This is a genomic window from Pseudomonas sp. E315 (assembly GCF_055406205.1).
The window spans coordinates 121,240-134,185 of sequence record NZ_JBUZPJ010000006.1; the positions used below are offsets into that span (position 1 = coordinate 121,240).

The 12,946-nt window shown below is 55.7% G+C and carries 8 protein-coding genes; 5 read left to right on the forward strand and 3 right to left on the reverse strand.

Annotation, left to right across the window (positions count from 1 at the left end; translation table 11 throughout):
* The first annotated feature begins 147 nt into the window (after positions 1-147).
* From ACZRJQ_RS10990 to msrA, 3 genes are all read left to right on the forward strand, one after another.
* Positions 148-1,542 (forward strand): alkaline phosphatase D family protein, encoded by a 1,395-nt coding sequence (locus ACZRJQ_RS10990; protein WP_463978382.1) that lies wholly within the window; start codon positions 148-150, stop codon positions 1,540-1,542.
* Between the two features lie 175 nt (positions 1,543-1,717).
* Entirely contained in the window at positions 1,718-4,411 is a 2,694-nt protein-coding gene (locus ACZRJQ_RS10995; protein WP_463978383.1) for a sensor domain-containing phosphodiesterase, read from the forward strand.
* Between the two features lie 62 nt (positions 4,412-4,473).
* Positions 4,474-5,124, forward strand: coding sequence for a peptide-methionine (S)-S-oxide reductase MsrA (gene msrA / locus ACZRJQ_RS11000; protein WP_463978384.1), 651 nt, complete (start codon positions 4,474-4,476; stop codon positions 5,122-5,124).
* Between the two features lie 98 nt (positions 5,125-5,222).
* On the opposite strand, the gene ACZRJQ_RS11005 is transcribed toward msrA, so the two are convergent.
* The 3 genes from ACZRJQ_RS11005 to putP form a co-directional block, all read right to left on the reverse strand.
* On the reverse strand, positions 5,223-6,059 hold the full coding sequence (locus tag ACZRJQ_RS11005) for a 23S rRNA (adenine(2030)-N(6))-methyltransferase RlmJ (RefSeq protein ID WP_463978385.1): 837 nt from the start codon (positions 6,057-6,059) through the stop codon (positions 5,223-5,225).
* Positions 6,060-6,147: 88 nt separating this feature from the next.
* Positions 6,148-6,489, reverse strand: coding sequence for a hypothetical protein (locus tag ACZRJQ_RS11010; protein ID WP_463978386.1), 342 nt, complete (start codon positions 6,487-6,489; stop codon positions 6,148-6,150).
* 225 nt (positions 6,490-6,714) lie between these two features.
* Positions 6,715-8,202 carry a sodium/proline symporter PutP gene (gene putP / locus ACZRJQ_RS11015; protein WP_463978387.1) on the reverse strand — a complete coding sequence of 496 codons (1,488 nt, stop codon included), beginning with the start codon at positions 8,200-8,202 and terminating at the stop codon, positions 6,715-6,717.
* Between the two features lie 461 nt (positions 8,203-8,663).
* On the opposite strand from putP, the gene putA reads away from it, so the two are divergent.
* Both putA and ACZRJQ_RS11025 read left to right on the forward strand, forming a co-directional pair.
* Positions 8,664-12,617 (forward strand): trifunctional transcriptional regulator/proline dehydrogenase/L-glutamate gamma-semialdehyde dehydrogenase, encoded by a 3,954-nt coding sequence (gene putA / locus ACZRJQ_RS11020; RefSeq protein WP_463978388.1) that lies wholly within the window; start codon positions 8,664-8,666, stop codon positions 12,615-12,617.
* 67 nt (positions 12,618-12,684) lie between these two features.
* Positions 12,685-12,834 (forward strand): hypothetical protein, encoded by a 150-nt coding sequence (locus tag ACZRJQ_RS11025; protein ID WP_463978389.1) that lies wholly within the window; start codon positions 12,685-12,687, stop codon positions 12,832-12,834.
* The last annotated feature ends 112 nt before the right edge of the window (positions 12,835-12,946 follow it).

The following is a 12,946-nucleotide window of genomic DNA, read 5'->3' on the forward strand; positions in this document are numbered from 1 at the left end:
AGTTCATATCCCACACATCACAGTGGGCCCGCACTACAACTCGCTCTGAATTGTGGAATGGGTATTACCCGTACACCCCCCTACCGTTTAACAAAAGGAATTTATTGGCGCGAACGTGACCGCACCTACATCAAAAAGGATTTCGATGTGAAGCAACCAACCGTTGGTCCTATCGTTGGCTACACCACGCCTGAACATGTACGCATTTTTGTGCGCGGCGTACCCGACAACAACTACCCTGTGTTTGCAGGCATTCGTCACCGCAAGGTCGGCGACGAGCCTTGGTCGTCTGGCGTGTACTCAAGGCTAAGTACGAAATACGACATGGCCGACACGCTGGTTTTAAACAACCTGAGCGCCGACACCCAGTACGAATATCAGGCGGGATGGTTCACAACTGTTAACCACGACCACACCCCCGAGACTGTCGGACAGCTCCCGTTGCAATGGCCCGCAACCACTTACACCTTCAAAACAGCGAGCTCCAAACGCAATAGAACACACCGCTATGTCGTGGGTTCGTGCCGCTATTTAAGACTCACACTGGGTGTTGCTTCTGCGCCTCATGTGGGTGATGAAATCTTCGGAGCTATCAAATCACTCAGCGACAACCACGGCCTTGATGGCCTGCTCATGGTGGGTGATCAGGTGTATGTCGATGATCTGAATATCGTAGCCCCAGATCGCGAGTACACAGCCATTACACAAAAGTATCGCGCTGCGTTTTCCCAGCCCCATATTCGCAACCTGATGGCCACCACACCGACTTACATGATCCTTGATGACCATGAGATCGAAGATAACTGGCCCGCCAATCAAGGCCGCACCGATAAACAGCTGTATGCCAACGCCATGCGTGCCTATGAAATCTACCAATGCAGCCACAGCCCCATTCACGACCTGAGCCCTACCGGGCACATCAATCGCAAGCTGAATCAATACTGGTACTCATTTGCCAACGGTGACACCGAGTGGTTTGTCATGGACTGCCGCACACAACGCACGCCGTCTGGCAGCGACAAAAACCTGATTGATCCCGAACAAGAACATGCACTGCTGAAATGGCTGATACACAGCACCGCAAAAGTAAAATTTGTGGTCACCAGCGTGCTGTTTCTCTTGGATCAAAAAAAGCACAGCAGTGACTGGGCGTCCTACCCCGCCCAGCGAAACCGAATCCTCGAAACCATCCGCAGCAACAAAATCAACAACGTGATAGTCGTTTGCGGCGATATTCATGGCTCCCTGACCAGCCAGCTCACTCATAGTGAAGACCCCGACTTCATCGTCCACAGCATTGTGTCTTCCCCGCTGTGCAACTCAAAAATGCTGCCGTATGCCAAAGCCAGCGACCTGTTTTTTGATAAACCATTGACCGTCGTTGGGGCTGGCGCTTATCTGCCAGCACTCACCAGCAAATTTGTCAGCCAGGACAACTTCGCGTGCATGACCCTTGAGGGGGACAAACTCAAAGTCGATTTTCACGATAAAAAAGGCAAAACCATCGAATCGGTGACGATAAAGCTTAAAGAACGGTCATAAAACTGACACCGCTATCAGCGGGAACTGTAGGAATCTTCTTTGTTGCCGATAACGCTTATAGCACTTAGCCTTCATGCTCACTTGTCAGCGCAGTGAGCATGATGCAACCTTGGCGCAGACCGCAGGAACAGGACTTGTACCCTGACGCAATCAGCATTCGTGAAGCGAGTCCTCAATGAAAAGCCAACCCGATGCTGCTCCTCGTATGGCAGCCGAGGTAGTGACACAGTTACCGGTGCCTTCGCGGCTCGGCATGCTGCGTTTTGAGCGGCTGAATGAAGCCAACTGGGCCCTGCTTTACCTTGATCCCAATTGCGAGCGCCAATTTGGCTTGCCTGCAGTAGAGCTGTGCGCGCTGATAGGTTCGCCCTACGCCAGCCTGATGGAGCCCGAAGCACGTTATCGCCTGCACGATGCCATCCAACTGCAACTCGGCGTCAGCCCGCATTATGTGGTGCATTACACCTTGCACACGGCTCAAGGCGCTCTGAACCTGATGGAACTGGGCGAGGCCTACAAACAGCATAATCGCCACTTGCTGCGCGGCTACCTGCTGGTGATTGAAGGCGCGGTCAACAGCGCGCCGCCTGTGCCCGTTGCAGACCTTGAAACCCAGAACTCACGCCTGCAAATTGCCCTCGAACTCAACCAGCGTGCGCAGCAAGAACAACTCCAGCATCTGGAGCGCGTGCGCGCCCAACAAAACTTGATCCTGCGTCTGGCGCGCCATCGCTACAGCCAGAACAACTCATTGCAAGAAGCTGCCGAGCTAATCACCCGCAGCGCCTGCGACATTTATCAGGTTGACCGCGCCAGCCTATGGAACCTCGAAGACAGCCAACTGGTGCCGATTTCGACGTTCCATCGAGAAAGTCAGGCCTATGTGCCTGAAGACTTCTTTGATGCCAGTAGCTTCCCGGATTACCTTGAAGCCCTGCATACCAGCCGCTCCATTGATGCCCAAAACGCCAAACATGACCCGCGCACCCGCGAACTAGTGGCAAGCATCGACCGGCGCGAAATCAGCGCCATGCTCGACGCCAGTATTCGTATCGACGGCCAAGTAGTGGGCGTGCTGTGCCTTGAACAAATCAGTGCAACTCGTGCCTGGCAGTCTGATGAAATTGCTTTTGCTGGCGAGCTGGCTGACCAGTTCGCACAAGTGATCAACAATCACAATCGACGTGCAGCGACCCATGCACTGCACTTGTTCCAGCGTGCCGTAGAACAAAGTGCCAATGCGTTCTTGTTGGTCAACTGCAACGGCGTGGTGGAATACGTCAATCCAAGCTTTACCGCCATCACTCAGTACAGCACCGAAGAAGTGCAAGGGTGCAAACTGTCCGAGCTGCCGGCGCTAGAAAACCTCAGCGAGTTACTGTTCGATGCGCAATCGAACCTGAGTAAAAGCAACAGCTGGCAAGGCGAGTTCAAAAGCCGCCGCAAAAACCTCGAGCCCTACTGGGGTCAGTTGTCGATTTCCAAGGTGTATGCCGATAACCGCGAATTAACGCATTACATCGGCATTTACGAAGACATCACCGAAGCAAAACTGGCTCAGCAACGCATTGAGCGCCTGGCCTACACCGACAACCTGACCAATTTGGGCAACCGTCCGGCGTTTATTCGCACTCTGGACGAACGCTTCAGTCACAACAGCAACACCCCAACGTGCCTGTTACTGGTGGACATCGACAACTTCAAACGCATCAACGACAGCCTCGGCCATCAGACTGGCGACAAACTGCTGATCAGCCTAGCCCGACGCCTGCGCAATAGCCTGTGCCCCGGCGGCAGTCTGGCCCGATTCGCCAGTAATGAATTTGCAGTGCTGCTCGACGACACAGGCATCGAAGCGGGGCAAGCCACCGCCAACCAACTCTTGATGACCCTCGACAAACCCATGTTTGTCGATAACCAACTGATTAGCGTCACGGCTTCGGTCGGTGTTGCCTGCGCGCCTGTGCACGGGCAGGACCCACAAACACTGATGCGCAATGCCGGGCTCGCGCTGCACAAAGCCAAAGCCAACGGCAAGCACCAAGTACAAGTGTTTACCGAAGCCTTGAACGCCGAAGCCAGCTACAAGCTGTTCGTCGAAAATAATTTGCGCCGCGCCTTGTCACAAAACGAGCTGGAGGTGTTTTACCAACCCAAGCTCTGCCTGCGCAGTGGGCGGTTGCTGGGCATGGAAGCCTTGCTGCGCTGGAACCACCCAGAAAAGGGCATGATCCGCCCCGACCAGTTCATCAGCGTGGCCGAAGAGACCGGGCTGATTATTCCGATTGGCAAATGGGTCGCGCGTCAGGCTTGCCGCATGAGCAAACAATTGACGGCCCAAGGCTTGGGCAACCTGCAAGTGGCGATCAACCTGTCACCCAAGCAGTTCTCGGACCCGGATCTGGTGGCCTCCATTGCCAGCATTCTTAAGGAAGAGCAGCTACCGGCAGCGCTGCTGGAACTGGAACTGACCGAAGGCCTACTGCTGGAGGCCACAGAAGACACACACTTGCAGCTCGATCAGCTAAAAAAGCTCGGCTTGACGTTGGCTATGGATGATTTCGGCACGGGCTACTCATCGCTCAGCTACCTGAAAAAATTCCCGATCGACATCCTCAAAATCGATCGCAGCTTTATCAATGAGATTCCGGACAACCAGGACGACATGGAAATCACCTCCGCGGTGATCGCCATGGCCCACAACCTCAAGCTCAAAGTGGTTGCTGAAGGTATTGAAACCGCTGCACAGTTGGCCTTTCTGCGCCGCCATCACTGTGATGTGGGCCAAGGCTACCTGTTTGACCGCCCTATTCCTGGCAGCGAACTGGTCGAAAAACTCAAACGCTACCCACGTGGCCCTCTGGCCTGACAGCGCATTAACACTCGGGCACACTAGCGTCACCCTACACATTGACTGAGAGGACTTGAAACATGGTCTTGCGCTCGGAAATTTTGGTGAATAAAAACGTGCTACCGACTAAAGAACAAGCCCTGCCGGGCCGCGAAACACCTATGGCGCTGCCTGAATACCACTTCGTCCACAAAGACACGCCACTGCTTGGCCCATTTATAGGCAATGTCGGTTTTGCGATTTTTGGTCTGGGGTGCTTCTGGGGAGCAGAACGCAAGTTCTGGGAACGCGAAGGCGTGGTTAGTACGGTGGTGGGCTACGCAGGTGGTTACACGCCCAACCCGACTTACGAAGAAGTCTGCTCAGGTCTGACCGGCCACACCGAAGTGGTATTGGTGGTCTACGATCAAGACAAAGTCAGCTACCAAGAGCTGCTGAAAATGTTCTGGGAGCTGCATAACCCAACCCAAGGCATGCGTCAGGGCAACGATGTCGGCACGCAGTATCGCTCGGTGATCTACTGCACCACGCTTGAACAACTCGACGAAGCATTGGCCAGCAAGCAAGCCTTTCAGGCTGAACTGACCAAGGCCGGCTTAGGCGAAATCACCACTGAAATTGAACAAGCGCCAACGGTTTACTTCGCCGAGGCGTATCACCAGCAGTATTTGGCCAAAAACCCTGAAGGCTATTGCGGCATCGGCGGCACAGGCGTGACCTGCCCGATTTGATGTAACGCAACACCTATCGCGAGCACGCTCGCCCCTACAGAACCAGGTAAAACCTGTAGGGGCGAGCATGCTCGCGAGTGGGTTTGGCTCGCGCTGATTTACTCAGCGATCAGCCATTCCATCTGCCAACCACCTTGAGTCTGGCCCAGCTTTTTGGCCAGCCAGGGCATCAGCTCACGCAGCTCTTCTTCTAGGCCCCAAGGCGGGTTAGCGATGATCAAGCCCGAGCCGTTAAGGCTATTCGGGGTGTCCAGCGGGTGAACAAACAACTCGACCATTAGCAGCTTCGGCGCACCCGACCCAGCCAGATCCTGATAAAAGCGGCGCAACTGTCGTTTGTCTTTAATCGGATACCAAATCGCCACAACGCTTTGACGCATGCGACCGATGGCGTCTTTCAACGATTCGGCGCAGCGTTTCATTTCATCAAGCTTTTCAAAAGGCGGGTCAATCAGCATCAAGCCGCGCTTTTCAGCCACCGGCAATAAAGCCCGCGGCACGTGCCAACCTTCACCCAAATGCACCGCCACCCGGCGATCGCCCTTCATGTTGTCTTTGAGCAACACACCGTCTTCGGGGTGTTTTTCGTTTAACAACACGCGGTCTTGGGAGCGCGTCAAACGGCGTGCCAGCTCAGGCGAGCCAGGGTAATAGCGCAACTCGCCATCCGGGTTCATCTTGTGCAGCACTTGCATGTAATCCGCGGTCAGCGCAGGCAAGTTGTTCTGCCCCCATAACCGAGCAATACCTTCCAGATACTCGCCCGTGCGATTCGCCTGATCACCTTTGAGGTCGTACAAGCCGATCCCCGCGTGCGTATCAAGGTAAGCAAAAGGCTGCTCTTTGCGCGACATCAGGGCGATGAGGCGGGTCAAGGTCAGGTGTTTAAAAACGTCGGCGTGGTTGCCGGCGTGGAAGGCGTGACGATAATTCATGGTTGCTCCTGCGCAGGGGGCGAAGTTTACCCTGTGCAGCGAATAACGTCAGGGGGTATGCCCACCACCGCGCCAGACGGTGTCCCCATCAAATTGCCTGAGGTTGCAAAAACAGGGTTTGCACACTCGGTGCATCGGCCTGCCAAGCAATGGAGAAACGCTGATCTACATCGGCCACTACCACTTGTTTGTCCAGCACCTCAACCTGAATGCCGTAGCCTTCAATGCTGCCCGCCACATGGTCATCGTTCAGGTAAAACGCAAAAAGCCACGGCGTCTGGATGGCTGTATACCCCGTGGTTTGCATTAACACCTTCGGGCGGCCATCTAACTGCACGGCATACAAACTGACCGTCCAGACATAATGGCTGCTCATTAGAAACGGAATATCACGCAAGGAAATATCGCCGGTGATCATTTTTTTTCGCACGTTTAAGCTCCTTATTTAAGTGTTCAAAGCCGAACACTCGAACAAGGCTAGTTCGGTTTAACCCCCTCAAAACACGTTCAGACACCTCTGTCACACCCCTGCGAAGCCTCTTACCCCGCGCCGCAGCGTTAACTCACACACATTCTTAAGCTCAAAAAAACGGCCCACCTCCAAAGGAAGCGGGCCGTTTTTAGCACCAGTAGACTGAGCCTTGGCTCAGTTCACTCAGCGATTGAGTTTGAAATCTTTTTCAGCAGCGTCGAAACGCTCGATCATCTTCTTGCTTGGGCCTTGGCCCATAGCGCTGACCACCAAGATAGCCACGCTGGCAAAGATGAAGCCTGGAATGATTTCGTACAGGCCCAACAGGCTGAAGTGCTTCCAAACAATCACGGTAATAGCACCGACCAAAATACCGGCCAATGCGCCATCACGGGTCATGCCTTTCCACAGTACCGAGATCAGTACCACTGGGCCGAAAGCAGCACCAAAACCTGCCCATGCGTAGCTCACCAAGCCCAACACGCGGTTTTCAGGGTTAGCGGCCAGTGCGATAGCGATCAAGGCAACCAGCAGCACCATTGCACGACCGACCCACACCAACTCCACCTGCGAAGCGTTTTTGCGCAGGAAGGTTTTGTAGAAGTCTTCTGTCAGGGCGCTGGAACATACCAGCAACTGGCAGCTCAAGGTGCTCATGACCGCCGCCAGAATGGCCGACAACAACACGCCTGCAATCCACGGGTTAAACAGCAGTTTGGCCAGTTCAATGAAGACCCGCTCCGGGTTTTCAGTCACAGGACCTGCCACTTCCGGGTGTGCCGAGAAGTAGGCAATACCGAAGAAGCCCACCGCCACAGTACCGGCCAGGCACAGGATCATCCAGGTCATGGAAATGCGACGCGCCTTGGCGATCGACTTGACCGAATCAGCGGCCATGAAGCGCGCCAGAATGTGCGGCTGACCGAAGTAACCCAAGCCCCAACCCATCAGCGAGATGATGCCGATAAACGTTGTGCCCTTGAGCATGTCGAAATTGCTTGGATCTTGAGCTTCGATAGCCAGGAAGGTGGTGTCAACGCCACCAGTGGCCAGCAACACAATGATTGGCGTGAGGATCAGCGCAAAAATCATCAAGGTTGCTTGAACGGTGTCTGTCCAGCTAACGGCCAAAAAGCCGCCCACGAACGTGTAAGCAATGGTCGCCGCAGCGCCGGCCCACAAGGCTGTTTCGTAAGACATGCCGAAGGTGCTTTCAAACAGGCGAGCACCCGCCACAATGCCGGAAGCGCAATAAATGGTGAAGAACACCAGAATCACGACGGCCGAGATAATCCGCAGCAAACCGCTTTTGTCTTCAAAACGGCTGGAGAAGTAGTCAGGCAGGGTCAGCGCATCGCCGTTGTGCTCGGTCTGCACCCGAAGGCGACCGGCAACAAACAGCCAGTTCAGGTAGGCACCGGTCACCAGACCAATGGCAATCCAGCTTTCCGACAGGCCGGACATGTAGATTGCACCCGGCAAACCCATCAACAACCAGCCGCTCATGTCAGAGGCACCAGCAGACAAGGCAGTGACGACGCTACCCAGGCTACGACCACCCAAAATGTAATCAGACAGGTTATTGGTGGAGCGATAGGCCATGAAGCCAATCAGCACCATTGCCGCGATATAGATCACGAACGTGATCAAGGTTGGGTTAGTAACACTCATTGAATTAAGCCCTGGCATTGTTTTTATGTTTAGCGGCGGTCTGGCCGTACGCTCATCAACGTCCTGTTTGAGACGAGTCGCCGGGCCGCGCATTTATGACTGATGTTTCCCCAGGAAATCCATCAGTTGATGAACCAAACTGAAACAGGTGGTTGCACCTTAGCTGCGAATGCTATGCAACAAACCAAACGAGGTGCAACCAATTTCTGTCAGGCCAGTTGCACCTTGTCGCCTTTTCGTCTCAATTCAGGTTTTTTGCTCCTTTTCGGAGCAAAAACAACACATGACTAACGAAAAGCACCAAGCGGGTGCGCTGAATTCAGTCGCTTCCAACATTCCTGACGAAGTGTCAGTCAATTCGCAACAAAAACGGGTTGCACTAGGTTGCACCTCTTTGTGCGCACAGCTAATCTTGCCGCCAGCTGATGCCACGCAGATGTGGCACCCATGAGGATAAAAATATGGCTACTACCACCCTTGGGGTCAAACTTGACGACCCAACCCGCGAGCGCCTTAAAGCCGCTGCAACTTCGATTGATCGCACGCCACACTGGCTGATCAAGCAGGCAATCTTCAATTACCTGGAAAAACTCGAGGGTGGTGCAACCCTGACCGAGTTGAGTGGCATCCCTGGCAACAGTGGTGATGACGCCGACGACGTACAAACCGACCACGCACATCAGTGCTTCCTGGAATTCGCAGAAAGCATCCTGCCGCAGTCCGTACTGCGCGCCGCGATTACATCCGCCTACCGCCGCCCGGAACCCGAAGTCGTTCCGATGCTGCTGGAACAAGCTCGCCTGCCAGCAGCTATGGCTGAAGCCACTCAAGCCCTGGCCGCCTCGATTGCTGAAAAACTGCGCAATCAAAAGAGCGCCGGTGGCCGCGCCGGCATCGTGCAAGGCCTGCTGCAAGAATTCTCCCTGTCTTCGCAAGAAGGCGTGGCACTGATGTGTCTGGCCGAAGCGCTGCTGCGTATCCCGGACAAAGGTACTCGCGACGCCCTGATCCGCGACAAAATCAGCACCGGTAACTGGCACCCTCACTTGGGCAACAGCCCATCGCTGTTTGTGAACGCTGCGACCTGGGGCCTGTTGCTGACCGGCAAACTGGTGTCCACGCACAACGAAGCGGGCCTGACCTCCTCCCTGAGCCGCATCATCGGCAAAAGTGGCGAGCCGATGATCCGCAAAGGCGTCGACATGGCCATGCGCCTGATGGGCGAGCAGTTTGTGACCGGCGAAACCATCGGCGAAGCACTGGCCAATGCCACGCGCTTTGAAGCCAAGGGTTTTCGTTATTCCTACGACATGCTCGGTGAAGCCGCACTGACCGAGCATGACGCACAGAAGTACCTCGCGTCCTACGAGCAAGCCATCCACTCGATCGGCAAAGCGTCCAACGGTCGTGGCATTTATGAAGGCCCGGGCATTTCGATCAAGCTGTCGGCCCTTCACCCACGTTACAGCCGCGCCCAGTACGAGCGCGTGATGGACGAGCTGTACCCGCGCTTGCTGTCACTGACCTTGCTGGCCAAGCAATATGACATCGGTCTGAACATCGATGCCGAAGAAGCAGATCGTCTTGAGCTGTCGCTCGACCTGCTGGAGCGCCTGTGCTTCGAGCCACAACTGAGCGGCTGGAACGGCATCGGCTTTGTTATTCAGGCGTATCAAAAACGCTGCCCGTATGTGATCGACTACGTGATTGATCTGGCTCGCCGTAGCCGTCATCGCCTGATGATTCGTCTGGTTAAAGGCGCGTACTGGGACAGCGAAATCAAACGCGCCCAAGTCGAAGGCCTGGAAGGCTATCCGGTCTACACCCGCAAGGTGTACACCGACGTTTCCTACCTCGCCTGCGCGAAAAAGCTACTGGCTGTGCCGGAAGCAATCTACCCGCAATTCGCAACCCACAACGCCCAAACGTTGTCGGCGATTTACCATATCGCGGGTCAGAACTACTACCCTGGCCAGTACGAATTCCAGTGCCTGCATGGCATGGGCGAGCCGCTTTACGAGCAAGTGGTCGGCAAGGTTTCCGAAGGCAAACTAAACCGTCCGTGCCGTGTGTACGCGCCGGTCGGCACTCACGAAACGCTGCTGGCTTACCTGGTACGCCGCCTGCTGGAAAACGGCGCAAACACCTCGTTCGTTAACCGCATCGCCGACCACAGCATCTCGATCCAGGAACTGGTGTCAGACCCAATCAGCACGATCGAGCACATGGCTACGCAAGAAGGCGGCTTCGGCTTGCCACACCCGCGTATCCCATTGCCGCGTGACCTGTACGGTAGCGAACGCGCCAACTCCAGCGGCATCGACATGGCCAACGAACACCGTTTGGCATCCCTGTCTTGCGCGCTGTTGGCAACCGCTCACAACGACTGGCAAGCCGCGCCTATGCTCGGTTGCCCGTCGAGCAGCGAAGCGGCTGCACCTGTTCTCAACCCGTCCGACCTGCGTGACGTGGTGGGCCATGTGCAAGAAGCCACTGTTGAAGATGCCGACAACGCTATCCAGTGCGCCCTGAATGTGGCGCCGATCTGGCAGGCCACTCCGCCTGCTGAACGTGCAACCATTCTGGAACGCGCCGCTGACCTGATGGAAGCTGAGATTCAGCCGCTGATGGGCCTGCTGGCTCGTGAAGCTGGCAAGACCTTCGCCAACGCCATCGCCGAAGTGCGCGAAGCCGTGGACTTCCTGCGTTACTACGCTGTGCAGGCACGCAACGATTTGACCAACGATGCCCACCGCCCACTGGGCCCAGTGGTTTGCATCAGCCCGTGGAACTTCCCGCTGGCGATTTTCAGTGGTCAGGTGGCTGCTGCATTGGCCGCTGGTAACCCAGTGCTCGCCAAACCTGCCGAGCAAACCCCGCTGGTCGCCGCGCAAGCCGTGCGCATATTGCTCGAAGCCGGTATCCCACAGGGCGTGCTGCAATTGCTGCCGGGCCGTGGCGAAACTGTTGGTGCCCGACTGGTGGGCGACGATCGCGTCAAAGGCGTGATGTTCACCGGCTCCACCGAAGTTGCTCGCTTGCTGCAACGTAACATCGCTGGCCGCCTGGACGCTCAAGGCCGTCCAATTCCACTGATCGCCGAAACCGGTGGCCAGAACGCAATGATCGTCGACTCCTCGGCACTGACCGAACAAGTGGTCATCGATGTTGTGTCCTCGGCGTTCGACAGTGCAGGCCAGCGTTGCTCGGCGTTGCGCGTACTGTGCTTGCAGGAAGACTCCGCAGATCGCGTCATCGAAATGCTCAAAGGCGCGATGGCCGAATCGCGCATGGGTAACCCTGAGCGCCTTAACGTAGACATTGGCCCGGTAATCGACGCCGAAGCCAAAGCCGGGATCGAGCAACACATCCAGGGCATGCGCGACAAAGGCCGTCACGTTTACCAAATGGCCATTGCTGACATCGAAGAATGCAAACGCGGCACCTTCGTCATGCCGACCTTGATTGAACTGGAAAGCTTCGACGAGCTAGAACGCGAAATCTTCGGCCCAGTGCTGCACGTGATTCGCTACAAGCGCAAAGACATCGACCAACTGATCGCACAGATCAACGCTTCGGGTTATGGCCTGACACTGGGCGTACACACCCGCATCGACGAAACCATTGCCAAAGTGGTCAACAACGTCAATGCCGGTAACGTCTACGTCAACCGCAACATCGTAGGCGCTGTAGTCGGCGTGCAACCCTTCGGCGGCGAAGGCTTGTCGGGCACTGGCCCTAAAGCCGGTGGCCCGCTGTACCTGTTCCGCCTGCTGTCGACCCGCCCAAGCGATGCGATTGAACAATCGTTCGCCAAAGTGGACGCCATCACGGCGCCAGACACCCAAGCACGCGAAGCATTGAGCAAGCCGCTCAGCGCCCTGCAAGCCTGGGCTCAAAGCAATCAGCAACCTGCACTGGCCGAACTGTGCACCGAGTTTGCAGCGCACTCACAAAGCGGTATCACGCGCCTGCTCAACGGCCCGACTGGCGAGCGCAACAGCTATGCCATCCTGCCGCGTGAACACGTGCTGTGCCTGGCCGAAGTCGAAAGCGATCTGCTGACCCAACTGGCTGCGGTACTGGCCGTAGGCAGCTCGGCTGTAATGCCAGAAAGCGAACTGGCTAAAGCGCTGCTTGCTCGTTTGCCAAAAGAAGTACAGGCACGCATCAAACTGGTGGCTGACTGGACCAAAGACGACGTGATCTTCGACGCCGTTCTGCATCACGGCGACTGCGACCAACTGCGTGATGTGTGCCAGCAAGTGGCCAAACGCGCAGGCGCTATTGTCGGCGTGCAAGGTCTGTCCCAAGGCGAAACCAACATTGCCCTGGAACGTCTGGTAATCGAGCGCGCACTGAGCGTCAACACCGCTGCGGCTGGCGGTAATGCGAGCTTGATGACCATCGGTTAAAGGTCTGAACGCTTCATAAAAAACCGGACGCCTGTTAAAGGGCGTCCGGTTTTTTATTTAAACAATCATGCTTTTCTCATTAGATACAGCGCCGGAATTCGACCTCACCCAGCGCCGCCAGCTCTTGATCAGTCAAGCTCAAGATGGACAGCTCAACCTCAGCGATATCGGCTGGCCGTTTATGCGCATGCCGCTGGCCCTAAGTGCTGTCGGGTAAACACACCTGCTCAATGGGCCCAAACCAACGCGCACACTGACAGTCATCAGTTTCGCTAAATCAGGCAGTCTCACACCATCAAGCAGAACATAGGCATTCAATTACCAAGGCA

Bases quoted from the DNA above. Each gene is read 5' to 3' on its own strand.
- putA (WP_463978388.1), top strand. From the start codon at position 8,664: ATGGCTACTACCACCCTTGGGGTCAAACTTGACGACCCAACCCGCGAG.
- msrA (WP_463978384.1), top strand. From the start codon at position 4,474: ATGGTCTTGCGCTCGGAAATTTTGGTGAATAAAAACGTGCTACCGACT.
- ACZRJQ_RS11005 (WP_463978385.1), bottom strand. From the start codon at position 6,059: ATGAATTATCGTCACGCCTTCCACGCCGGCAACCACGCCGACGTTTTT.
- putP (WP_463978387.1), bottom strand. From the start codon at position 8,202: ATGAGTGTTACTAACCCAACCTTGATCACGTTCGTGATCTATATCGCG.
- ACZRJQ_RS10995 (WP_463978383.1), top strand. From the start codon at position 1,718: ATGAAAAGCCAACCCGATGCTGCTCCTCGTATGGCAGCCGAGGTAGTG.
- ACZRJQ_RS11025 (WP_463978389.1), top strand. From the start codon at position 12,685: ATGCTTTTCTCATTAGATACAGCGCCGGAATTCGACCTCACCCAGCGC.